The organism is Planctomycetota bacterium (assembly GCA_018242585.1).
Classification (GTDB): domain Bacteria; phylum Planctomycetota; class Planctomycetia; order Pirellulales; family PNKZ01; genus JAFEBQ01.
This window is the reverse complement of sequence record JAFEBQ010000015.1, coordinates 134443-159509: the sequence shown is the minus strand read 5'-3', so window position 1 is coordinate 159509 and position 25067 is coordinate 134443. Positions and strand designations below refer to the sequence as shown.

Genomic DNA, 25067 nt, shown 5'->3' with positions numbered 1-25067 from the left:
CACCTCGGGCCAGCAAGGAATGGAATCGCGGATGACCAAGCACATTTTCGTCACCGGCGGCGTCGTCAGCTCGTTGGGCAAAGGACTCACCAGCGCTAGCCTGGGTATGTTGCTCGAGCATCGCGGCCTGCGGGTTCGCATGCAAAAGCTCGACCCGTACATCAACGTCGACCCGGGCACGATGAGCCCGTATCAGCACGGCGAAGTCTACGTGCTCGACGACGGCAGCGAAACCGACCTCGACCTGGGCCACTACGAGCGGTTCACCAACAGCCCGCTGACGCGCGACAGCAATTACACGACCGGCCAGATATACATGTCGGTCATCACCAAGGAACGCCGCGGAGAGTTCCTGGGCAAGACCGTGCAGGTGATCCCGCACATCACCAATGAAATCAAGAACTGTATCCGCAAGCTGCGCCGCGACGACGTCGACGTGGTGATCACCGAAATCGGCGGCACGGTGGGCGACATCGAAAGCCAGCCGTTCCTCGAAGCGATCCGCCAGTTCTCGCTGGACGCCGGCAAGGAAAACTGCCTGTACATTCACCTGACGCTGGTTCCGTACCTGAAGGCGGCCGGCGAGTTGAAAACCAAGCCGACCCAGCACTCGGTCGGCCTGCTGCGGCAGATCGGTATTCAGCCCGACGTGCTCATCTGTCGCACCGAGCGCGGCATGAGCCACGACGATCGCGAGAAGATCGCTCTGTTTTGCAACGTGCCCATCGAAGCCGTCGTCGAGGAGAAGGACAAGGACTTTTCGATCTACGAGGTGCCACTGAGCCTGGTCGACAACAAGCTCGACGAGCTGATCGTCAAGCGGCTGAACCTGAAGGCCGGCTCGCTCGATCTGGAAGATTGGCATCAACTGATGCACCGGTTGCGCAATCCCGAGCAGGAGATCGCCATCGCCGTCGTTGGCAAATACGCCGAGCACCGAGACGCCTACAAGTCGATCTACGAATCGCTCGACCACGCGGGCATCGCCAACAGCGCCCAGGTCCGCATCCAACCGATTCAAAGCGAAGACATCGAGCGCGAAGGGCCGGAACGCTTGCTGTCGGGCTATGACGGCGTGCTGGTCCCCGGCGGTTTCGGCGAACGCGGCATCGAAGGCAAGGTCGACACGATTCGCTTCTGTCGCGAGCGCGAGATTCCGTTCTTTGGCATCTGCCTGGGCATGCAGTGCGCCGTGATCGAATTCGGCCGCAACGTGGTGGGCCTGAAGAACGCCCACAGCACTGAGTTCAGCAAGGACACGCCCCATCCGGTGATCTGCCTGCTGGACGAGCAGAAAACGATTACCGACATGGGTGGCACCATGCGGCTTGGCGCGCAAAAGGCAATGCTCGATCCGGCCAGCCACTCGGCCCAATCGTACGGTACTACTACAATCGAAGAACGGCACCGCCACCGGTACGAGTTCAACAACGTCTACCGGCAACAGTTCGCCGCCCACGGCATGATGTTCGCCGGCACCAGCCCCGACAAGTCGCTGGTCGAGATCGTCGAGCTGCCCAGCCACCCCTGGTTTGTGGCCGTGCAGTTCCATCCCGAGTTCAAGTCCAAGCCGACGCGCGCTCACCCGTTGTTCGCGGGCTTCATCGCCGCAGCCATCGAACGGCACTTGGTACGCGGCGAACGGGCCGTGACGGGATCATAAGACGTTGAGGAACTGGCCGAGACATTGTACTGGGTAGCCCGGACAACTTGTCGTCCGGGTCGCGTCAGCGACAAGAGGGCTCGGTTGCGGCCTAAACCAACCTGACACCGCAACCATCTAGTTTCTTGTTGCTGCGCAACCCCGACAACAAGTTGTCGGGGCCACCCATGACAGCTCCCTTGCCGCCAGAAATACTACTCCGGCGCAAACACCATCGCGACGGCTTGTCCCTGATCGGTTCGATTGACGACCAAGGCCGGCTTGCATCCGACTTCCAGCGGCTCGTGCAGCACATTCAATTCGCAGCCCGAGTTCCCTTGCCGAAAGTTCAGCGTCGGCGGCACGATCCCGTGCTGAATCGCCAGCAGGCTGACAATCGTTTCGGCCGCGCCGCTGGCCGCGTGCATGTTCCCCAGGTAACTCTTGGGCGCCGTCACCGGCACACCGGGGAGCGTCGCGGTTAACACCTGGGCCTCAATGGCGTCGGCCCGCCGCGCGCTCAAGCCGTGGGCATTGATGTGCCCGAGGTCCGCCGGTTTCAGGCCGGCCAACTCAAGCGCGCGAATGATCGCCTGGCGCAGTCCCTCGCCCGGCCGCGCGCGACCGTCCGTGCCGCTGGCCCAGGCCAGCAAACGCGCAATGATCGTGGCCCCGCGCGCTTCGGCGCGGCGGCGCTCTTCGAGCACGATGGCCACCGCCCCTTCGCCCAGCACTTGGCCGTCGCGATCGCGATCAAACGGCCGACAAGCCCCCGCCGGGTCGTCGTTGCGGCGTGACATCTCGAACGAGACCACATGCCGGGCCCAGTCCAGCGGCTGAATCCGCGAACTTGATCCGCCGCCCAGCGCGGCGTCGGCCATGCCGCGACGGATCACCGAATCGGCCTCCCCCAGGGCCAACAGCCCCGAGACGTCGGCCTGGTAAATCGTGTTGCAGGGGCCTCGCGCGTCCTGGGCGATCGAAACATGGCCCGTCAGCATGTTTGGCAACAGCTTGAGCATGTTCAGCGGATAGGTGGCCGGCAAGCCGGTGCCGAGCCAATAGTCCGTGTCGAAGCGGCCGCCGATAACGCTCGAGCCGAAGCCATCGCGCAAATCGTCAGGCACCGGATTGATCGTGTCGGCCGCGAAGACGGTGGCCAGGCGTTCCGGCTCGATCGTCTCGGGTGCAAGCCGCGCCGACTGTCGGGCCAAGCTCGCCGCCGCCAAAGCCAATTGCGAATCGCGGGCCATGACCTTCAGGCTTTTGCGCGGCTTCACATATTGAGCCGGATCAAACCCGGGCACGTCGCCGTAGAAATGGATCGGCGCCCCCGTCGCGGCCAGCGACTCATGACGCCGAATGCCGCTTTGCTTGGCGAGGAGTTGCTGCCAGAATGGGTCGATGCCGATGCCCAGCGGAGTCAACGCCCCTAGCCCGGTGATGACGACTTCTCGCTGACTCATCGAACGACGCGATCGTAAAAGTGTGTCAAAACGGCGCGCCACCCGCCCGGCGCGCACATCCAGCGCAGATGCGATAATACACTCGTTATCTGTGATCGGAATCGGACGGGCCGTGAATGAGGCCCAGTTTGTGTCAACCGCCCCGGAGTGATCGAGCGATGCCACCTGCAACCGTTGCGTCCGGAACAATCTATGCGACCGCGCGCGAACTGCGACAGTCGATCCGCCAAGGCCAGTTCACCGGGCCGACCGCCGGCCAAGCCCCCGGCTTCGTGCAGACCAACGTGGTGATCTTGCCGGCCACGGCGGCCGATGACTTCGAACTGTTCTGCCGGCGCAATGTCCAAGCCTGCCCGCTGGTGGCGCGCTCGCGCCCCGGCGACGCGACGCTGGCCGACGTGGCCGCCGAGGCGGACCTGCGAACCGACGTGTCAGGCTGGCGTGTGTTTCGCCAGGGACGGCCCGACACAACAGGGCCGCGCGATTTACGCGCGCTGTGGCGCGACGATTTCGTGGTGTTCCTGATCGGCTGCTCGTTCACCTTCGAGAACGCGCTGGTTCAAGCGGGCTTGCGCGTGCGGCATATTGACGAAAGGCGGAACGTGCCGATGTACCGGACCAATCGAGCCTGCGAACCGGCCGGCCCGTTCCGCGGCCCGCTGGTTGTCAGCATGCGCCCTTATCGACCCGAGCAGGTGGCCGAGGTCGCCGCCATCACCGGACGCTATCCGCGGATGCACGGCGCGCCGGTCCACGTCGGCGATCCGGCGGCGCTGGGCATTGTCGATTTGGCGCGACCCGATTTTGGCGACGCGGTCACGGTGCGCGACGGCGAGGTGCCGGTCTTCTGGGCATGTGGAGTGACGCCGCAGGCGGCGCTCGAATCGGCGAGGCTTGACATCGCCATCACGCATCATCCCGGCTGCATGTTCGTCACCGATCTGCGCGACAGTGATTTCCGCGAGACAAACGCCTAGCTCCAGGGCGAATCAACACCTGGCGACATAAGCCGCCAGTTCGCGTGACTCGCGTGCTACGGTCGTGTCGTCGGAGCGGCATGATGCGGCGTGTGGGCCGGCGCGTGCTTGTTGCGCAGCAACTCGATCAAGGCCGGAATCGCGGACTTGGCCGCCGGGCCAATTTGGCCCAGCGCTCGGGCTGCCGCGCGGCGCACGTTCTCGTCCGGGTCGGACAGGCGCGCCGTCAAAGCGCCGACGGCCGGCGCGGCACGATCGCCCATTACCGACAGCGAACGGCACGCGAACGAGCGGACCTCGGGGTCTTTGTCCTCAAGCGCCGCGATCAATGCCGGCACGGCATCGTTGCCAATCCGCGCCAGCGCGTCGGCCGCCGTCTCTTGCAGCGTCGCCACGTGCTGCGAGCCGTCTTCGCTGCCGAGCAAGGCCGAGAAGATCGGCTTCTGCGCCACGACTTCAAACCGCTCGGTTTCGACCGGCTTGACCTGGGCGGCGATGTCGTTGGCAATCTTGGCCGCGTCGCGATGCGCTTCCTGATCACTGCACCCGACGCAGACGATCATCCACGCGGCAAGCGGCGGTGTCCAAGCTGAAATACGAAAGTTCATAGCCGCAACTTCGTGGGAGCCGACGAACCAAAAGCCTGCCAGCAGCGCAAGCTCATTCAAGCATGGGCGGCGGCCGGGGGGAAGTCCACGGCTTTTGGCGAGAATGCCGGCCTGGACAAGGTCGGCTCGGGACGAAAGGGCCGGATATGACGACCAGGCAAGCTGTGCGGGGGCGGCACCACGAGGTCACGCCCACTCAAGCGCCGGCCGTTTACCCTCCCCCCTGCCCCTCCCTGAAAGGGAGGGGTGTTTATCGCACGTCGCGGACGATCGACGACGAACCGCAAATCGGAGCAGCGCTTAGTCGATGCTCTCGGTCGCGTATACGACCGTTTCGGGCAGCGGCGTCGCCAGCGGTTCCACCACGCGCGGCTCGAGGCCAGTCTGCCGCGCGGATAAATACTGCTTTAGGAAGTTGACCGTCTCGTCGATGACGTCGGCTTGGCACAATAGCAGGTCGCCCGGACGCAGCATATCGAGCGCCGTTTCGACGGCCTTCACCGCGCCTTGGATTTCGGTCACTTCGACGTTGCGCTTGGTCGCTTCCATTCCCTTGCGGAACAGCTTGATGATTTCGCCTTGTTGCCGTCCGCGGAGGTAGTGGTCTTCGTAGAGGACCACATGGTCGAACTCGGCGGCTAGCATTTCCCCTTGGCGAATCATGTCGATGTCGCGCCGGTCGCCGGCCGCCGAGTATACCGCCAGCCGACGCGCGGCCGGAAACAACTTGATCGATTCGATCATCGCCTGCAGCGCCGACGGGTTGTGGCCATAGTCGACGATCACCTTGGCGCCGTTGATTTCCAGCAGGTTGAACCGGCCGGGAACTTGCCCCATGTCGCCACTGAATGTTTCGAGGCCCAGTCGGATCGTCTCGCGCGACAGCCCCAGGCCCCACGCGGCGCCGACCGTGGCCAGCGCGTTTTCGACCTGGAAACCCACGCGGCCTCCCAGCGTGAGCGGCACGCGATCGAGGCTCAGAATCACCTCTTCGCGATCCCCTTCCGCGGCCACGATGGCGTTTTCGCGCACAATCACGCAACGGCCACCCTGCTTGCGGAAGTTCTGGATCACTTCGTGTTCCGGATCGCGGCAGAAGAAGATCTTCATCCCGTCGCCGTATTCGACCATTTGAGCGCACAACGGGTCGTCGGCCTTGAGAACCGCGTAGCCTTGCTTGTGAACCACATCGACGATGGTTCGCTTGACCATCGCGATTTGCTCTGGTGTTTCAATGCCGCTGACGCCCAGGTGGTCGCCGTCGGCAATGTTCGTGACCACGGCCACGTCGCAACGATCAAAGCCCAGCCCGGCGCGCAGGATGCCGCCGCGAGCCGTCTCGAGCACGGCCGCTTCGACGTTCGGGTTCATCAACACGTTCGCGGCGCTTTGCGGGCCGGCGCAATCACCGGTATCAATCCGGCGGCGGCCGACGTAAATGCCATCGGTGCAAGTCATGCCCACCGTGCGGCCGTTCAGGCCCAGCATGTGGGCAATGAAGCGCACGGTTGTTGTCTTGCCGTTAGTACCCGTGACGGCGACCAGCGGAATGCGAGCGTTGTCGCCGGGTGCGAACATCGAATCAATGATCGCTTCGCCGACGGCGCGGGGTTTGCCGCTGGACGGTTCCAGGTGCATTCGCAGGCCAGGGCTGGCGTTGACTTCGACGATCACGCCCCCCTGCTCTTCGAGCGGACGGCTGATGTCAACCGCCACGACGTCGACACCACAGATGTCCAACCCGACCACGCGGGCCGCGTCGATGCAGCGCGAAGCCACCTCGGGATGAACCAGATCGGTTACGTCTTCGGCGCTGCCACCGGTGCTCAGATTGGCATTGCGGCGACAGAGAACCTTGACCCCCAGGGCCGGAACCGAGCCCGGCGTGTAGTTCTGTTCGGCCAGCACACCCAGCGCGATCTGGTCGAGGACGATTTTGCTCAGCGACGTTGAATGGTCGTCGCCACGGCGCGGGTCGGTGTTGATCAATTCAACCAACTCGGTGATCGAATGCTTGCCGTCGCCGATCACGTGGGCCGGCTCGCGGCGAGAGGCGGCGATCACTTTGCCGCCAATGACCAGCACGCGGTAATCCGAGCCCGGCGCGAAGCGCTCGACCATGATGTACGAGCTTTCACGCGAGGCGGCGTCGAACGCGGCAACCACTTGCTCGCGCGTGGTCAGGTTCGTGGCCACGCCGCGCCCTTGGCTGCCATACTGCGGCTTGACGACGACCGGCCCGCTGATTTCCTCGGCGGCCTCCCAGGCATCGTCGGCGCTTTCGACCGGTCGCCCTTCGGGCACCGGCACACCAGCCGAACGCAACAGGCTGCGCGTCAGGTCTTTGTCTTGAGCAATTTCTTCGGCCACGGCGCCGGTTCGGTCGGTTTGAGCGGCGCAGATGCGACGCTGCTTCGTGCCGTGACCCAGTTGGACCAGGCTTCCCGTGTTCAGGCGGCGAATCGGAATGCCACGGGCCTGGGCCGCGTTGACAATCGAACGAGTGCTGGGGCCCAACTGGACGCGCTGTCCCAACTCGCGCAGCTTGCGGACTTCGGCCTGGACGTCGAACGGCTTGTCGTGCAGCGCGGCCATGATCAGCTCGCGGGCCGTTTCGATCGCGGCGCGGCAGACGTCCTCTTCGATGAACTCGATGGCTACCTTGTAATAGCCGTCACCCAGCCACTCGCGGGCGCGGCCAAAGTCGACCGGATAGCCGGCCAGGATTTGCAACTCGATGCTGACGTGTTCCAGAATATGAGCCAGGTACGTCCCGGTGCGCAGACGCTGGAAGAAACCACCGCGCTCGCCGATGCCGCAACGATGTTCGATCATCGTGGGGAGCCAGGCCATCAGCCGGTCGGCAAAACCTGGCACGTCCGTCGAGGGGGTGTCTTTCCATTCGTTCAGATGCACCCAGATTTCGAGGACCGGATAGTTGGTCCACATGTTGGGGCCGCGCAATGCCAGAACCTTGCGGAATTCCATAGAAGATCGACTTTTTCAGTCAGAAGAGAGATGTGAGGGGATACTTACAATTGCCATCTCGGACGGGAAGGTTACGAGAGCCGCTAATGTTTTTTATTGGATTGTTGGCGAACCGATCAGGATTGATTGATGCGGAGAGTAGCGGTTATGCAACCGCGGTATTGGCTAATACCTACCGACGTTTCCTCTGGTTTACGAACCCCGATCCTCGTTGGTTTGACTCGGCAACGCAATTCGGATTCCTGCAATTTCGGGGCCCCCCTGCTGCCATTCGGCATCAGCGGTCAGTACGACCACAAGCGGCGTTGACCTTGCCGACTTTGTCGACACTGTACCCTGATGGAGACACTGCCCGCACACCAGCGTGGGCCTGACTCAGTTGGAATGGCCGGTCGCCAACCAACCTTGTCGGGTGAAATCCAAGAATCTGGCGTTTCTGACCGAAACGAAAAGCCTTCATCCGGCAACAAATCATAGGGACGCCAAACCCGCGGTTTCGTATCGCGATGAATCGCCGCCAGTCTTTTCGATCTGCACTCTAGTCTTAGAACCCGGTGGTCTCCCACAAGTCACGACGCGCAGGCGCGATAAATCATTCGGTTCGCCGAAAACATTCAGCCGGCTTCGTGAAACTGCCGTAATCATTACAAGTAACTTATCTACCAGTCTTTCGGTCCACGGTTCTGGCTCTTGGCACGTCGTTCGACGTTGGCCTTCGATTCCCGTTTGGTTGACTGAGATCGGTCGCGCCCCCAGGACGCCGCGAAAGGCCGGGGATAGATACGCAAGTACCCGGCCCAGTGCAACCGCGGATGCCGAAAGTAGGCCCTGAATCCCACAAGATATGTAGTTGGGGCAAGAAAAACAGCTTTTATTGGCCGAAATGCTGGAACGGCGTTGTAAGTTTTGGGGCCCCGGTTTCCACCTAAAGTCTTGCCCAATTGGAAGTTCGTCCGTCACTATGTTCACCAAGCCCTTGCCAGATCGCTGGCAAAGCCAGATTGAGCAACAACTTACGCCGGGCGAATCGATCCTCTCCTGGGTCGAATGTAACCTGGACCAGCGGCTTCACTTCCAGCCGGGGCTAGTTGTCCTGACCGATTGCCGGCTGGTGGCAGCCGCCAATGGCGATGAGACTTCCGCTGATCCCGACCTTCCACGGGTCGCCTCCTGGGCGCTAGGCCAAATCGACCAGTTGCGTTTGACCGAGCTTTCGGGCGCAGGGCACTTGGAGGCGCTCGGTCCAAACGGCCGACTGGGTAGCTGGCGGTTCACCGCCCCTCAGATTCCGTTGGTCCAGCGCCTGATCGCACGGTTCCAGGCGGTTCGCTATGGCGGTCAGACCGCCGCCGAAGCCTCGGCCACCTTTGAAACGGTTTGTCCCAGCTGCGGCAGCGTGTTGGCGGCCGACGAACTCGACTGCCCGGCCTGCTCGCCCCAGAAGCAGGTTTCGACCTCGCGCAGCCTGCTCCGCCTGGCCCGGTTCGGTTCACGCCACTTGGGCATGTCAGTATTGGGCTTTAGCCTGCTGCTGCTTTGCACGGCCTCGGAGTTGGTCGCTCCCTACTTCACCAAGCCGTTGATCGATAACGAACTGATCCCCCATCAATTGACCGGCCGGCCGGTGAACTGGGGGACGGTTGGCATGTATCTGGGGGCGATTGGATTGGCCGCCTTGGCCGCCTGTCTGCTCGGTTGGGCCAAGACCTATGTATTGGCCTGGGTCAGCGAGCGGATCGCCGCCGACATGCGTAACGACACCTATGCCCACCTGCAAAAGCTGTCGCTCGAATTCTTTGGCGGCAAGCGGACGGGCGATTTGATCTCGCGAATTGGCAACGACACCGATCGGATTTGCATCTTTCTGAGCGTGAACCTGATCGAGTTCGCGTCGGACGTGGTGATGATTGTCCTTACGTCGATGGTGCTGTTCTCGATTGACGCGCGCCTGGCGCTGGCGACGCTGTTGCCCTTCCCGCTGATCGCCTGGTTGATGAAAGGAGTCCGCGGCCGACTGCTCCGCGGCTTTCAGCAAGGGGGCCGGGCGATGGCCCGCGTGACCAGCGTCTTGGCCGACACGATTCCCGGTGTCCGCGTGGTGAAGGCGTTTGCGCAAGAGCAGCGCGAGATCGAACGCTTCCGCCGCGCCAACGAACAAGTTCTGATCGCGAACGATCGGGTCAACAAGCTCTGGTCGTTCTTCGGACCCGTTGTGACGTTCTTGACCGTGATGGGCGAGTTGGTCGTCTGGGTAGCTGGCGTCTGGCTCGTGGCGCGGCAAGATCACGCCATTACCGTCGGCACGTTGACACTGTTCCTGGCCTACATCGGCCGGTTCTACATTCGCTTGGAGTCGATGAGCCGGATGTTCGCCGCCACCCAGCGCGCCGCGGCCAGCGCCCAACGCGTGTTCGACATTCTCGATCGCGTGCCAAGCGTCCCCGAGCCGATCGCTCCTATTCACTTGCCGCAACTGGCCGGCAACATCGAGCTGCGCAATGTCAGCTTCCACTACGGCGCACGGCCGATCGTGCAAAATGTGAACCTGGCCATTCGCCCCGGCGAGATGATCGGACTGGTCGGTTCGAGCGGCGCCGGCAAGAGCACACTGGTGAACCTGGTCTGCCGGTTCTACGACGTCAGCGGCGGCTCGATTCGCGTTGACGGCATCGATATTCGTTCGCTGCCGGTGGCCGAGTACCGCCAGCACATCGGCCTGGTCCTGCAAGAGCCCTTCTTGTTTTATGGCACCGTGGCCGAGAACATCGCCTATGGGCGACCCGAGGCGACGCCGGCCGAGATCATGGCTGCCGCCAAGGCCGCCCGGGCCCACGAATTCATTTTGCGGTTGCCGGATGGATATGATTCGCTGGTCGGCGAGCGCGGACAGTCGCTGTCGGGGGGCGAGCGGCAGCGGATTTCGATCGCCCGCGCGCTGTTGATTGATCCCAAGATTCTGATCCTCGACGAGGCCACCAGCGCGGTCGACACCGAAACCGAACGCGAGATTCAAGAAGCGCTCGATAACCTGGTCCGCGGGCGAACGACCATTGCCATTGCGCATCGACTGAGTACATTGCGCAAGGCAGACCGGCTGGTGGTGATGGAGCGCGGGCAGATCGTCGAAGTCGGCCCGCATCGGACGCTGCTGGAAAAGCCAGGAACCTATGCCCGACTGCACCGCGCCCAGCAAGAGTTGGCCGGCGCGATCGCCTGATTGCCGTAACCCTTCTCCCCCCGGGAGAAGGTGGTGAGCGCAGCGAACCGGATGAGGGTCAGCTGCGCCGATGGGTTGACTATGAAGATGGAAACGGAACCCTCATCCGGCCTATCGGCCACCTTCTCCCGGAGGGAGAAGGGTCGATGCGTCGCCTGGCGAGATTGAGTCTTGAGTCGATAGGTGAACGAGCTATGCCTGACGAATTGAACAGCATCACGACGCGGCCAGAAATGCGGACGTTCGGCTTGCAGCACGACGCCTGGGGCCGGCTGGTGTTGATCGACGCCGAGGGACAACGCTACGTGGGCGTGGAACCGGTTCGCTGCTTTCCGATTTCCGAGGCCGATCGCTGGATTTCGATCGTCGACGCCGAAGGACGCGAGTTGGTTTGCGTCGACCGATTGGACGATCTGCCAGCCGCCACGCGCAAGACGTTGACCGAAGAACTGTCGCGCCGTGAGTTCGTGCCGGTCATCCAGCGGATCAATAGCGTCTCAATCGGCACCGATCCGGCGCAATGGAGCGTGGTGACCGATCGCGGCCCGACGCTGTTTATGCTGAAGAGCGAAGAGGACATCCGCCGGCTCAGCCCGACCCGCGTGCTGGTGATCGACGACCACGGCATTCGCTACTCGATCCCCGACATCAAAGCGCTCGACACCGCCAGCCGCAAGTTGCTGGAACGGTATCTCTGAGAAGTTGCAAGCGGCTAGTTGCTGGTTGCTAGTGAAATGCGCTTTGGCCGCCACATTGATGTGGCGATTCCGTCAGTTGTCAGTGGTCCGTTGTCAGTTGCTAACAACGATGCGAATGCTGCCTTCAATTAAGCATTCCCTCATTCAGCCAGTTCGGCTTTAAGCCACGCATAGATCGTTCCGCCGATCTGCTGGTAGCCGGCCACGTTCGGATGCACGCCATTGTCGACCGGGTAACCCGCGACCGGGTCCAGGTTCAACTCGGTTGGCACGATATAGAGTCCTTCCCGCTCGCGGCCGGCGAACTCTGTCAACTGCCGCTCGACGACGCGGTGCTGAATCCGCTTCCAACCCCAGCGGTGATACTTCCCTTTATAGTTCGCGTCAAAACCTGACTCGCGGGCGTTCGGCGGCGTGGTCAGGCAAAGACCGATCTTCGCCTTGGGCGCCGCCTCGCGCAAGCTGGCCAACAGTTCCTTGGCGGACGCGAACATCGAGTCGATCTTGGCGTCGATGTTCGCTGGATCATCCGGCTTGGCGCCGAAGCAGTCGTTGATGCCCAGCAACACGGTAATGAAATCGGGCTGTTTCCCGGCGCACGAATCGCGTACGTAGCGCGGCACGTCGAGCTGGGCCTTGCCATCGACGGCGAACACAAAGGGACTGCTGCGCACCTTGTCGTTCGTGTCAGTCGCCGGCTTCAAGAACGTCGCGAACCGCTGCCAAGTCCAACCGCCGTACCCTTCGTGCGCCACGCCGGCCGTGGCATTCGCCGGCTTGTGCGTGCCGAGCATCGTCCATTGAGGATTGCCAGGCTGCGACAACAGCCGAGCGATCTCGTTGGGATAGTGCGTGGCATGCGTCAGGCTATCGCCGACGATCAGCAGATTGATCGCCCGACCGGTGCCGGCATCTGCCGGCACCACGCGCAGCGAAGTCGTGGCCGTGGCCAGTGTGCGACCTGACTGGCTGACGCTGAGTGTGATCGTTTGCTTGCCGACTTGTGCCGCCGCTGGCGTGACAATCCAACGATTCGATTCATTCGCGCCCAAGCGCGCGTCAACGCGGAACTCAAACGTCTCGGGCTTCTCGGTCAGCACCACATTGTCGAAGTAGATGCTCATCGGCTGGCCGACCACGGCATACACGGCCGGCGGCAGCGTGAGCCGCAACGATTCGGCCGTTGCCTCGGCCGCGACGATCGGCCGGCAAACGAGCAAGGTGCAAACGAGTGCAAGATCGCGCCACAGAGATTTCGCAGTCCATGTTTTGGCAATCATCGTGAGGTCCGGTTGGCAGAAGACAGGGGCGGGAATCGTTCGCAGCAGGCGTACCCAAGACCTTGTCACGGCACGAAAGCCACGACTGGCCAACAGGCTCGACCGCCTTTATCTAGCAACCAGGAACCAGCAACCAGCAACTTCTCCGCAGAATTTCATTGACGCCGCCAAATTGTATACAGTATACGTATAACCCCGCCCCAGGAGTCCCGCCATGATCGAGCCCACCCCCCTCTCCGCCCAGGTCCATCGCCAGTTGCTCGCCGAGATTGTCGGCGGCAAGCGCACCTCGGGCACAGTCCTGCGCGAAACAACCTTGGCCGCCGAGTTGAATGTCAGTCGCACACCCGTTCGCGAAGCCTTGCGTCAACTAATGGCCGACGGCCTCGTCGAGTTGCAAACGAACCACAGCGCCATCGTTCGTTCGCTCAACGCCACGCAGCTCACCCACGTCTGTCAGGTGCGCGAGGCCCTGGAAGGAATGGCCACCGAGCTGGCGTGCCGTCGCATGACCGACGACGATTTCGCCATGCTCGACGACATGGCCGCGGCCTGTCGCGAGCGCAAGACCGAAGCGGCGTATCACCGCTTTGACCGCGAGCTGCACCGCACCATCGCCGAGCGGACGGACAACCCGTTGTTGGCGCGCGACATCGGGCGCTATCACGACCTGGTGCAGTTGATGCGCGAAAAAATCGGCGACTTGGGGAACGCCTTGCTCAACGCCTTTGAGGAACATCTTCAGATCCTCCAGGCGATCCGCGCCGGCGACGCCGCAGCAGCGCGCCAAGCGATGGTCGATCACATCCGCCTCAGTTGTCAGGCCCAGATTCGCCATCTGACCGAGGCCAAGCAGGCGCCGGCCACGCCCAAGCGCGCCGCACGGAAAGTGAGCGCCTAGATGCGTAGCCCAACGCTCGCCAAGTTTGACTTGCCCCGAGTCGCCATTACGGCGGCCGTTGTCGTTTTCGTATCGCTGGCGGTAAGCAGCGTCGCGCACGCCGCGTCGGTTGACTTTCAAAAGCAGATCGCCCCGCTACTGACCGAGCATTGCGTCGCCTGTCACAACCGCTCGCAGCTCAAAGGGGGCCTCGACCTATCGACCGGGGCGACGGTGCTCAAGGGGGGCCAAAGCGGGGCGGCCCTGGTCCCCGGCAAGCCGCGCGAGAGTTACTTGCTCGACATGGTGTCGTCCACCGACGGCGCGCGGCCCCAAATGCCGGCAAAAGGGGCACCGCTGACGACGGCTCAAGTGGCCCTAATCGAGCAGTGGATCGTCGAAGGCGCCGCGTGGCCCGAGGGGCTGATGCTGCGCGAGCCGGCCAAGGCCGATCGGAACTGGTGGTCGCTACAGCCGCTGGCGATTGTCGAACCGCCAGCGAATCAGGGAGCGCCGGCCGGCTGGAACGACTCGCCCATCGATCGTTTCATCTTCGCCAAGCTTGCCACGCAGAACCTCACCCCCAATCCACCGGCCGAGCGCCGTGCGCTGATTCGCCGCGTGACGTACGACGTGCTCGGCTTGCCCCCAACCCCCGAGGAAGTCGACGCGTTCGACAACGACAAGCGGCCTGACGCATACGAACGGCTGATCGATCGGTTGTTGGCGTCGCCCCACTATGGCGAGCAATGGGGGCGGCACTGGCTCGACGTGGTTCGCTTTGGCGAGAGCATCGGCTTCGAGCGAAATCTGATCACCGACAACGCCTGGCCATTCCGCGACTACGTCATTAAGTCGTTCAACGATGACAAGCCATTCGATCGGTTGATTCTTGAACACCTGGCCGGCGACGTGATTGGCAAGGACCAGCCTGCGGTCGAAGTTGGCACGACGTTCCTGGTGGCCGGCGCGTACGACAATGTCGGCAATAGCGATCCGATCCAGGCGGCACAGATTCGCGCCAACACACTCGACGACATCGTTCGCGCGACGGGCGAGGCGTTTCTGGGGCTGACGATTGGTTGTGCCCGTTGCCACGATCACAAGTTCGATCCGATTCGCCAGGAAGATTACTACTCGATGTACGCCACATTCGCCGGCGTGAAGCACGGCGAGCGATCCGTCGCCACGGCCGAGGCCCGCCAGGCCCGCGACTCACAGGTCAAACCGCTCGAAGCGGAACGTCAACGTGTGGCGGCGGCGAAAGAAGCCTTGGAAAAGTCTCTGCTCGATCGGGCCAAGGCACACCTGGCCGATTATGAAAAGCAATGGACTCGTCCCGCGCCGGTTTACTCGCTGATCGAGGAGCCGGTCGCGCCGGTCGAAGCGCGCTACGTGCGACTGGTCGTCGATGAGGTCCAAGGAATCGCGCGCAATATGTCGCTCGCGTCGAGCTATGCGATCGACGAATTCGAGGTCTTCGACCTGTCCGAGCCCGCCGTCAACGTCGCGTTGGCCACGAACGGCGCTCAGGCCGAAGGAGAGTCGCGGAAGATCGAGGATTTTGCCGAGGCCTACAGTGCCAAGCTGGCGATTGACGGCAAGTATCAGTCCCCCTTCACAGCCATCAAGCCCGAACTGACGATCACGTTGGCCCAGCCGACCAAGATCAATCGCGTCGTCTTTTCAAGCAATCGGAACGGCGACTACTCACGGCCTTTCCCCATCGAATATCGCATTGAAGTCTCGCTCGACAAGCACGAATGGACCGAGGTGGCCAGTTCGCGCGATCGCCGCCCGGTGAAGGCCGCCTACGATCGTCGGCTGATCAAGCTCGAAGCCAGCGACGCCGAGCAAGCGCAACTTGCCGCGCTCACGCGCGACTTGCAAGCGGCCGATGCCGCGCTGGCCAAGATCGCGCCCCTGCCCAGTTGGTGGGCCGGCATCTTCAGCGAAGCCAAGGGGCCGTTCCAGGTCTTCCTGGGTGGCGATCCCCAGAAGCCGGGCCCGGCGACGCCGATCGGACACCTGCAATCGATCTCAGCCAACGGCCCGACGTACCGCGTCGACGATGCCAGCCCCGAAAGCGTGCGCCGGCTGGCCCTGGCCGAGTGGCTGGGAGACAAGCGCAATCCGCTCACGCCGCGCGTCCTTGCCAATCGCGTCTGGCAGTACCACTTTGGTACCGGCATCGTCGACTCGGCCAGCGATTTTGGCTACCTGGGTTCGCGGCCGACGCATCCTGAATTGCTCGACTGGCTTGCCGGGCGATTGCTCGCGCATGGTTGGCGGATGAAGCCGTTGCATCGCGAGATTCTCCTTTCGCAGACCTACCGCCAATCGAGCGCGTGGCGCGAAGCGGCGGCCCGCGTCGACGCCTCGTCGCGCAGCCTGTGGCGCTATCCGCCCCGGCGAATGGCGGCGGAGGAGCTGCGCGACACTTTCCTGACCGTCGCGGGCAAGCTCGACACGAAACCCGGCGGCCCGGGCTTTCGTCTGTATCGCTACCTGATCGACAACGTCGCCACCTACGTCCCCCTCGACGCGCCGGGGCCCGAGACCTATCGCCGCGCGGTGTATCACCAGAACGCCCGGGCGTCGCGGGTCGATTTGCTGTCCGATTACGATTGCCCCGACGGCGCCTTGGCCACTCCGGTTCGCGCGAACACCACGTCGCCGTTGCAAGCCCTGACGATGTTGAACCATCGGTTCACGCTCGACATGGCCGGCGCGCTGGCCGCACGCCTGGAACGCGACACCGGCAGCGATGACCCCGCGGCCCAGGTCGACCGGGCTTGGCTGTTGGCATTCGCGCGACATCCGGCCAACGACGAGCTGCAAGCCTCGGTGGCGATGATCCGCCAGCGCGGGCTAGCGGCGTTTTGTCGCGCGCTGTTGAACACCAACGAACTGATCTACCTCGATTGACGAGCCGACGACCATGCAACCAATCAATCCATCCGCGCCGTCTACCGCCCGACTCTCGGAGTTCGATCGCCGCACGTTGCTGGCGCAACTGGGCCGCGGACTGCTGGGCGTGGTGGCGGTCGACCTGCTCAGCCGCGACTTGTTCGGTGCGGTGAACGACCCGGCCGGTGGCGCGTGGAAACCCGGTCAAACGCACTTCCCGGCCAAGGCCAAGAAGGTGTTGCAAATCTTCTGCCCCGGCGCGGCTTCGCACGTGGACCTGTGGGACTACAAGCCCGAGTTGGTCAAGCGTCACGGCCAGCCACTGGCGGGCGAAGAGGGCTCGATGAGCTTCCAGGGAAAGAACGGCAACCTGATGCAAAGCCCGTGGGCGTTCGGGCCCCACGGCCAGTCGGGCAAGATGATTTCGAGCATGCTCCCCACGATGGGTCAGCACGTCGACGACATCGCCTTCATCCACTCGATGACTTCGCGGACCAACACGCACGGGCCGGGCTGCGTGTACATGAACACGGGCTCCGTGCGCGAAGGTTTTCCCAGCGCCGGCGCGTGGGTCAGTCATGCCCTCGGCTCGCTGAACGACAACTTGCCGACGTACGTGGCCATTCCCGACATTCGCGGCGAGCCGCCGAATGGCAAGGCGAATTGGAGCAACGGATTCCTGGCCGCGCAACATCAGGCTGTGACGCTGAGCGCGCAGCAGCCGATTCGCAATCTGACCACGCCGGCCGACATCGACACCGCGCAAGAGCGCGAAACTCGCGAGCTGCTGGCCCAACTCAATCGCCGCCACCAAGCCGGGCATCCTGGCAACTCGGAGCTGACGGCGCGGATGGCGGCCTATGAACTGGCCGCGCGGATGCAATTGGCCGCCCCCGAGGTGAGCCAGTTCGACGCCGAATCGGCCGCGGTTCACAAGCTGTACGGGACCGACGACACGAACCCCTTGAAGGCGGCTTACGCCCGTAACTGTTTGCTGGCGCGACGGCTGCTCGAGCGCGGCGTGCGCTATGTCAGCTTGTACTGCGCGTCGCGGGCCTCGGGGGCCGATGGGCTGTTGAACTGGGACGCCCATAAGACGCTCAAGGCCGACTACGAGCGGCACCTCCCGATCTTCGATCAACCGACGGCGGCGCTATTGACCGATATGAAACAACGTGGCCTGCTCGACGACACGCTGGTGCTGTGGACGACCGAGTTCGGGCGGATGCCGACGCACCAGCAAGGGGCCTTGGGACGCGATCATAATCCCGACGCGTTCACCACGTGGATGATGGGGGCCGGGATCAAGGGTGGCGTCAGCTACGGCGCGACCGACGAGTTCGGCCGCCGCTCGGTCGAGGACGTGGCGACCGTCTATGATTTCTACGCCACGGTGCTGCACCTGCTGGGCTTCGATCACGAGCGGCTGACGGTCTATCACAACGGCAGCAACCGCCGCCTGACCGACGTGCATGGGCATGTGATTCAAGAGATTCTGGCGTAGCTCAGACTAATAGAGGAGAATCTGTCACCCTGACAAGTCCGCCGCAAGCTCCTGGCGAATCTGTGAGAAGGAGACGTCGCATTGCAACGAGAGCGATGACAACACCCGCTGAGCATTTATATGACAAAACCGTTTTTGGGATTCAATGCAAGGGGCGCGAACCAAGTGCTGCTGACCCTGACCTAACTCATGAAGCAAACGTCGCAAGCAATCGCCGCTCAGACATTCGTGATAAATATGGGAACGGAAAAACCTCCACAGTCACAATCCGCACCAAGCGAAGGCGTAGCTGAAACCGACGTCAAGGCGTTGCAGTCTGACTCGCCGGCGAATCCATTTGCTAACTGGCCCGGCTGGGGCGGCGATCCTTTGAGTAAGTCGATTATCGACGCTCATCACAATACGATTGCCACCTTCGCCAACATGCGGCCCCAGTACGACAAGCTCTTGACGATCGACGGGCTCTTCCGGCGCGCAATTGGGCACCTCGACCAGCATCCTGAAATCATCGCAGCCTTGCTCTTGCACCGTGCACACGCATCATTTGTCGGTGCCGTACGTCTTGTCCTGAGTGGCCAACTTCCGGAATCTTACATGGTCATGCGAGGCTGCTTAGAGAATGCACTATATGCGGCATTCATGGCGGGCAACGAGCCTCGGCAATTGACGTGGCTGTCACGAGGCGACGACAGCGAGAGCTTAAAACGGGTGCGCCGGGACTTCGCCAATGTAAAAGTCTTGGAGTACCTTGGGGCAGTCGCGCCCGAGGCACATCGTGTGGCAAGTGAGCTTTACGATCGAACGATCGACCTTGGCGCCCATCCAAACGAAAAGGCCCTCTGGCAACAGGCCAAATTCGACGCCAACGGCTCAAAGGTAAATGTTGATGTTGATTTCTTTGCGTGCGGGGGAATTCCCCACCGAGTCTGTTTGAAGACTGCCGCTCAGTCAGGCGTTTGTAGTCTGGATGTGTTCGCCCTGGTGTTTGGCACGCGATTCAAGATTCTTGGCATAGATACAGAATTGGATCAGGCACGGGCCGGACTCTAGCCCTGGCTGAGTCACGATGATGCAACATTCTCCTGCCACATCTGACGAACAAGTCCAGCCAAGACAGTAAAGCTAGGGCAGGTCAAATCTCACAATGGAGCACACGCATCAGCTTACCTGGTGACGGCGAACATGGGCCATCGCCTCGTCGACCGCGGCGTCGATTTCGTCGTCAGTGGCGCCTATGCGGTTCGCGTGAGCTTGGGCAGAAGCGATGATTTCTCGCAAGCCCGCCGCCGCGGAGGCGCGTTGCCCTTCGTCGGACGCGGCGGACGAATCGAGCACCATGATGAACACCCGCTGATTCGGCGTCAGTTCCTTGCCGAGCAAGTCTTCGAGCGACCGCCGGTTGGCTTCGGGGATTTCGGCCACATTGCGAGAGAGCATGTTGTCCATAGCCCAATTATACCACGCCCCGCCAAGCACCGCCTAGCAGACCTCGTTTTCAAGCCGATTCCGACGTAACCACGGCCGGCGCTTCGGCTGGTAGCGGCGACTCGGGCAGGTCGACCGGCGCTGGCTGGCGGCGCTCGAGGATCGTGTAGCGAATCAGCAGGCCGACTAGGATCAATGCCGCGCCGATGATCGTCCACCAGGCCGGCGCTTCGCCCCAGACCAGGTAGACCCAGACGGGCATCAGCACCGGCTCGATCAATCCGATGGCCACCGCTTCCTGGCTGCTGATCGAGCGCAGCCCGCGGGCCAGGCAGACATACGGCGCCGCCATCTGAAACGCTCCGAACACCGCGAGCGCCCCCAATTGCTGCCACGAGGGCCAAACCTGCAGCCAGACGAGCCAGGGCAGGAACACCAGCGCCGCCGTGGCGTTGCAGACCAGGATGATCCACGGCCCGTTCTCGTCGCGCAGGGCGCTCATGCTGAGTACGACCACCGCGAAGCAGACGCCCGACGTGACGCCAAGCGCCACGCCCGACCAGGCGGCCCCTTGCAACTCGCACCAGAGAATCGCCCCCACCCCCACCGCGGCGCACGCCACCGGGACCAGGTCGCGACGGTTCACCGGACGGTGGAACAGGAACACCGAAATCAGCAGCACCCAGAACGGGCTGGTGCTTTGCAGCCAGATGGCGTTGGCCGCCGTGGTCAACACCACCGACGACAAATAGGTGGCGTTCATGCCGGTGAAGCCGATGACCAGCGGCACCAGCTCGCGCCGCCAGCGCGGCCGCCGCACCAACGGCAACAGCGAGACGGCGACAAACAGCGCCCGCCAAAAGGCCAGCAGCACGCCCCGATGTTCGGGCGGCCAGTCCTCGAACAACGGACTTTTGGCGAACAGCCCGCACGAGCTCCACAACAGAGCCGCCACGGCAATCCAGATTCGCCCTTCGCGCACCGACTGAGTCACGCCTGGTAGTCCTAACAATGCTGGCGATCTCGCCGCCTAGGAAAGCGCGGCAATTTGGTTTTCAACGCGGTTCGCGGGATGGCTGGCCACAACGCGGCTCCCGTCATCGACCTGTGTCGCGCTGGAGAACAGTAGCCCTGGGGGAGATTCGACATTCCTCATGCTGGCTTGGTCACCACCCTGAGTTCTTCGTGGTTAATCTGCTTGCCGCGGCGTCAATGGCTTGGCCGGCGATGACCAGCCAGCGGGACGTTCCCCACGGCCAGGTCGGTCCATGTCGCCGATCTCGCCGCGTATCCGTTCGGCGAGTTGCGACAGTCGCACGACCACGTCGGGATGCTCTTTCGAGGCTTCGCGCGTCTCGCCGACATCGTCGCGCACGTTGTACAGCTCGGCGTTGGCCCGCGCTGTCTTGCGCCCCGCCGTGACGTACTTATTGTCAAGCGGCAGGTAAAGTTTCCACGGCCCGGAACGGACGGCCTGCAATTGCTCAAGCCGGTAATAGCCAAATCCTTCGGCATCCCACGGAGATTGAGCGCCCGGTTGTCCCAAGAGCAGGTCACGAATGTCGTGGCCGTCGATCGGTCGGGAAGGCGGCGGCGCGTCGGCCAGCTTGGCGAAGGTGGGAAGCAAATCCATCGTGCTACAAAGCTCGTCGCACACCCGGCCCGCGGGAATGTGATCGGGCCACGAAGCCAGGCACGGCACGCGCATCGCGCCTTCGGACGTGTCGTAGCCCCAGCCGCGATAGGGAGCGCAGCTTCCTTGTCGCGGATGACGCTCGACGGCGCCATTGTCGGACGTGACCAGGACCAGCGTGCGGCGCGTCAGGTCAAGCCGATCGAGCGTGGACATCAATTCGCCGATGGACCAATCGAGCTCCTCGACGGCATCGCCATATTCGCCATTGCGGCTGTGTCCGCGAAAGGCGCTGCTCGAAAACGGATGAGCCGTCGAGCCGGGCATCGTCTGGGGCAAATAGACAAAGAACGGTCGCTGCCGGTTTTGCTCGATAAAGGCGATCGCCGCTTCCGTGCAGCGCTTCACCAGCGTGTTTCGCTCGACCGGCGCTTCGATGACTTGTTCGCCGCGCATCAACGGCAGCTCGGGCCAGACGTCAGGCCGATGGTCGCGCGTCATGTCATCGCTGTAGGGGATGCCAAAGAAAGTCTCGAATCCCTGTCGGGTAGGTAGCAACGACGGCTGATCTCCCAGGTGCCATTTGCCGAACATTCCCGTCGCGTAACCGGCGGTGCCAAGCGTCTCGGCAATGGTGACCTCGTCGGGGTTCAAGCCCTTGGGCTCGACCGGTCTCAGCACCGCGCCGTTCTCGCTGTTGACGTGCAGGTTGACGCGGCGCGGGTAGCAACCGGTCATCAGGGCGGCGCGGCTGGGAGTGCAGACGCCGCTGGCCACGTAGAAGCTCGTGAAGCGAGTGCCCGTCGCCGCCAGCCGATCGATGTGAGGCGTGCGATGGAGCGTCGAGCCAGTGCAGCCAAAATCGCCATTCCCCAAATTGTCGATAAAGACCAGCACGAAGTTCGGACGCACCGGCTCAGCGACGGCGGCCAGCGCCGCACTGGCCACGGAGAAGTTCAGGGCCAAGACAAAGACAGCCCATCGAGTTTTCATTTCGGCTAACCTCGCGTGTAACGGTCGAGAAGGTCTTGATTCAGCGTGATGCCCAGACCCGGCCCAGTCGGAATCGGCAGCATGCCATCGGCGTCGAGTTGGAACTTGGGCAGGATGATGTCCTCGATGTACGGCACACCGGTCTGGAACTCGACCCAGCGGGCGACGGGCATGGCGGCGCTGAGCGCCAAGTCGGCCGCCACGCCGACTCCGGTGTTCCAGCCATGTGGCACCAGCAACACGCCGTGATCGTACGCGGCCCAGGCCAGCCGCCGCCCTTCGCTCAAGCCGCCGCACTTGGTCAGATCGGGCTGAATCACGTCGACGGCCCGCTGGTCGATGAACGGCTGGAAGCTTTGCCGTCGGGTCAACACCTCGCCCGTCGCCACCAGCACCGGCGATGACTGACGCAGCTCCTTGAACCCCTCCACGTCGTCGGGTTTCAAGGCTTCCTCGAACCAGGTGATCTGGTAATCGCCCAGCATCTTGGCCGTTTCACGCGCCCAACAAACGCCGTGGGGCCAGAATTGCTCGCTACCCCCCGCGTCAACCATCAGCTCGACATCCTCGCCGACGGCTTCGCGCGCGGTCTTGATCAACAGCTCGTCATACTGGCGACTGACGCGGCCAAAGGGACGCCAGCCCATCTTGATGGCGCGAAAGCCGCGTGCGACTTGCTGTTGCAGCTTGTCGCGCAGCGTGGCCGGTTCGTCGAACAGCATCGACGCATAAGGTTTGATCCGGTCCCGGTAGTTGCCGCCCAACAGTCGCGACACCGGCTGGCCCAGCGCCTTGCCCATCAGATCCCAGAGGGCGATGTCGACGCCGCTGATGGCGTGCTCGACCGCGCCGCCGCGCCCTTGCCAAAAGGTGCTTTGCCGGAGCTTCTCGCTAACCCGCTCGGCTTCGACACCGGTTTCGCCAATCAACAGCGGCCGCAGCAGCGACAAGCCCGCCTCGACCAGTTGCTGGCTGGTGAAGCAGCTTCCCAGGCCGACCAGCCCGCTGTCGGTCGCGACTTCGACCAGCGTATTCATGTCCAGGTGCGGATCGGTCCCGCCCGGCCAGCCGGTGTCTTGGGTCGCGCCGCGGAGCGGAATCGTACGAACTTCGGTGATCTTCATGGTGGTGCGTGCCTCATTAGCCCCCGGTCAATGACCGGGGGCACTGCGGTTCAATTTGGCAGAGCGATGCAATTCTCAAAGACCCTCATCCGGCCTTCGGCCACCTTCTCCCGGAGGGAGAAGGGTTGCGGTGCGCGACGTGACGGTTGATGCATCATTGGCTTGCTGAGCTTTCAACGCCTCGCCGGCGGAGCGTCCAGCCGGCGGCGGCCCACAGCAGCGCCGCCACGGCGCACGCGCCGGCAAAGGTGACCAGACTCTGATAATAGCCGTCAAGCGTCGCGGTGTGGAGCGCATCGGCCGGCAAGGCGGTGACCGCGACGCCAAGTCCCGTGGCCTGCTGCGACAAAGCGCGTTCGACGATCGTGCCGGTCAGCCAGCCGGCCATGGCCGCGCCGCCGGTGCCGACGGTGTTCATGGTGGCCGCGGTGACGGCCGCGTGGTTGCCGCCGATGTCCTGGCACGTGGCCCAGGCCGAGGCCATGGTCATGTCGTTGGCAAAGGCCGACAAGCTGATGGCCGCGCAGAACACATGCACATTCGGTGCAAACATCGCCACTACCCAGCAGGCGGCGCAGAACGACTGGCCGACGATGCCGATCATGATTCGTACGCGGCGCGCGTTGCCGGTTCGCCGTGCCAGCCAATCGGCCAATTTGCCGCCGCAGAAGCAGCCGAGCGAGCCAACGAGCAGCGGCCCGCCCAGGTAAATCGCGCCGACCAGTTGATCGTCCCCCACGTCGAATCGCTGGCGCAGGAACAATGGTAAATACGTGATATGGAAGTACCAGCCGTAGTTGATGCAGAAGTACATCAGGCTCAACGGCCAGAGCGTGCGGTTGGCGAGCAGCTTGCGCCAAGGAAGCTCGTGCGAATCGTGATGCTCCGGCACGTGGGCCAACAGTTCGGGCGTGTCGCGCCAGCGGGCGTCGCCGCGCGGCGTGTCACGAAACTTAAGGCCAAAGCCCACGCACCAGACGAGCCCTAGCACTCCAAACCCCAGGAACGCCCCACGCCAATTCAAAAGCGCCGGCGTCCAAGCAGTGCCCGTCACCAGGGCCGCCCAGATCAGTGGCGTCAGTCCTCCCATCAACCGGCCCGACATCCAGACATAGCCTTGGGCCGTCGCCCAACGCTCGGTGGGGAACCAGTTGTGAAGGGCCCGGGTGATGTTCGGATAGGCCCCTGCCTCGCCAGCCCCGAACAGAAAGCGCACGATGAACAATGTGTACAGCCCGCCGAGGGTGATCCCCGCCACCTGGTAACCGACCAGCCCGGTCGCGGCCGTGAACAACGACCACCAGGCGACAATGCGCAACAGCGCGCGGCGCGGGCCGATGGCGTCGCCCAGCCAGCCCGAGGGGATCTCGAACAGCGAATAGGCGATGGCGAACGCGGTGAACGCCCACTTCAGCTCGGCATCGTTGTCGAGCCCCAGGTCGGACTTCAGATGCTTGGCCGCGACACCGAAGCAGACCCGATCCAGGTAGGTCAACGCCGACAGCGCGCAGACCCAGAGCAACACGCGCTGTTGCGCGCCGTACAACGCGCGGGCGGCAGAGGAAGTTGTTTCTGAATGAGAGGACGCGATTGCCATGACTGTTCGTGTAGTGCGATCGAGGTGAGTTCAAACCCCAAACCGACGTGCCAGGTGGTACAAAGCGAGTCGATTGACATGCGACATTGGCCATTTCATTTCCGTGGCACAGTGCCTTCGGTGGC

The 25067-nt window shown here is 63.0% G+C and carries 17 protein-coding genes; 8 read left to right on the top strand and 9 right to left on the bottom strand.

The annotated features are described in order from the left end of the window. Positions 1-31 precede the first annotated feature (31 nt). Entirely contained in the window at positions 32-1663 is a 1632-nt protein-coding gene (locus JSS27_08555) for a CTP synthase (GenBank protein ID MBS0208988.1), read from the top strand. Between the two features lie 194 nt (positions 1664-1857). On the opposite strand, the gene JSS27_08550 is transcribed toward JSS27_08555, so the two are convergent. Then, positions 1858-3108, bottom strand: a complete 1251-nt coding sequence (locus JSS27_08550; protein MBS0208987.1) for a beta-ketoacyl-[acyl-carrier-protein] synthase family protein — start codon at positions 3106-3108, stop codon at positions 1858-1860. A gap of 158 nt (positions 3109-3266) precedes the next feature. Between JSS27_08550 and JSS27_08545 the strand changes: the two genes are divergently transcribed. After that, positions 3267-4085 carry a putative hydro-lyase gene (locus JSS27_08545; GenBank protein MBS0208986.1) on the top strand — a complete coding sequence of 273 codons (819 nt, stop codon included), beginning with the start codon at positions 3267-3269 and terminating at the stop codon, positions 4083-4085. Between the two features lie 56 nt (positions 4086-4141). Here the strand turns inward: JSS27_08545 and JSS27_08540 are convergent, their stop codons facing one another. Then, positions 4142-4693: a HEAT repeat domain-containing protein gene (locus JSS27_08540; GenBank protein ID MBS0208985.1), complete on the bottom strand. Its 552-nt coding sequence runs from the start codon at positions 4691-4693 to the stop codon at positions 4142-4144. A gap of 300 nt (positions 4694-4993) precedes the next feature. After that, on the bottom strand, positions 4994-7681 hold the full coding sequence (gene cphA, locus JSS27_08535; protein MBS0208984.1) for a cyanophycin synthetase: 2688 nt from the start codon (positions 7679-7681) through the stop codon (positions 4994-4996). 961 nt (positions 7682-8642) lie between these two features. On the opposite strand from cphA, the gene JSS27_08530 reads away from it, so the two are divergent. Both JSS27_08530 and JSS27_08525 read left to right on the top strand, forming a co-directional pair. After that, the gene (locus tag JSS27_08530; GenBank protein MBS0208983.1) at positions 8643-10898 is read left to right on the top strand and encodes an ABC transporter ATP-binding protein; all 2256 of its coding nucleotides are present in this window, start codon (positions 8643-8645) and stop codon (positions 10896-10898) included. A 233-nt stretch (positions 10899-11131) separates the two neighbouring features. After that, a complete protein-coding gene (locus JSS27_08525; protein MBS0208982.1) occupies positions 11132-11596 on the top strand; it encodes a DUF1854 domain-containing protein in 465 nt (154 codons plus the stop codon). A 140-nt stretch (positions 11597-11736) separates the two neighbouring features. Here the strand turns inward: JSS27_08525 and JSS27_08520 are convergent, their stop codons facing one another. Continuing rightward, positions 11737-12876, bottom strand: coding sequence for an SGNH/GDSL hydrolase family protein (locus JSS27_08520; GenBank protein MBS0208981.1), 1140 nt, complete (start codon positions 12874-12876; stop codon positions 11737-11739). A gap of 214 nt (positions 12877-13090) precedes the next feature. On the opposite strand from JSS27_08520, the gene JSS27_08515 reads away from it, so the two are divergent. From JSS27_08515 to JSS27_08500, 4 genes are all read left to right on the top strand, one after another. After that, complete coding sequence (locus JSS27_08515) at positions 13091-13777, top strand: GntR family transcriptional regulator (GenBank protein ID MBS0208980.1); 687 nt, start codon at positions 13091-13093, stop codon at positions 13775-13777. Then, positions 13778-16684: a DUF1553 domain-containing protein gene (locus JSS27_08510; protein ID MBS0208979.1), complete on the top strand. Its 2907-nt coding sequence runs from the start codon at positions 13778-13780 to the stop codon at positions 16682-16684. A 13-nt stretch (positions 16685-16697) separates the two neighbouring features. Further along, positions 16698-18170: a DUF1501 domain-containing protein gene (locus tag JSS27_08505; protein MBS0208978.1), complete on the top strand. Its 1473-nt coding sequence runs from the start codon at positions 16698-16700 to the stop codon at positions 18168-18170. Between the two features lie 189 nt (positions 18171-18359). Beyond that, a complete protein-coding gene (locus tag JSS27_08500; protein ID MBS0208977.1) occupies positions 18360-19220 on the top strand; it encodes a hypothetical protein in 861 nt (286 codons plus the stop codon). Positions 19221-19328: 108 nt separating this feature from the next. On the opposite strand, the gene JSS27_08495 is transcribed toward JSS27_08500, so the two are convergent. The 5 genes from JSS27_08495 to JSS27_08475 all read right to left on the bottom strand — a co-directional run bounded on the left by JSS27_08495 (position 19329) and on the right by JSS27_08475 (position 24942). Then, entirely contained in the window at positions 19329-19607 is a 279-nt protein-coding gene (locus JSS27_08495; GenBank protein ID MBS0208976.1) for a hypothetical protein, read from the bottom strand. 58 nt (positions 19608-19665) lie between these two features. Continuing rightward, positions 19666-20589 (bottom strand): EamA family transporter, encoded by a 924-nt coding sequence (locus JSS27_08490; GenBank protein ID MBS0208975.1) that lies wholly within the window; start codon positions 20587-20589, stop codon positions 19666-19668. 195 nt (positions 20590-20784) lie between these two features. Further along, on the bottom strand, positions 20785-22221 hold the full coding sequence (locus JSS27_08485) for a sulfatase (GenBank protein MBS0208974.1): 1437 nt from the start codon (positions 22219-22221) through the stop codon (positions 20785-20787). Between the two features lie 5 nt (positions 22222-22226). Continuing rightward, positions 22227-23345 (bottom strand): mandelate racemase/muconate lactonizing enzyme family protein, encoded by a 1119-nt coding sequence (locus tag JSS27_08480; protein ID MBS0208973.1) that lies wholly within the window; start codon positions 23343-23345, stop codon positions 22227-22229. 154 nt (positions 23346-23499) lie between these two features. Then, positions 23500-24942, bottom strand: coding sequence for an MFS transporter (locus JSS27_08475; protein MBS0208972.1), 1443 nt, complete (start codon positions 24940-24942; stop codon positions 23500-23502). Positions 24943-25067 lie beyond the last annotated feature (125 nt).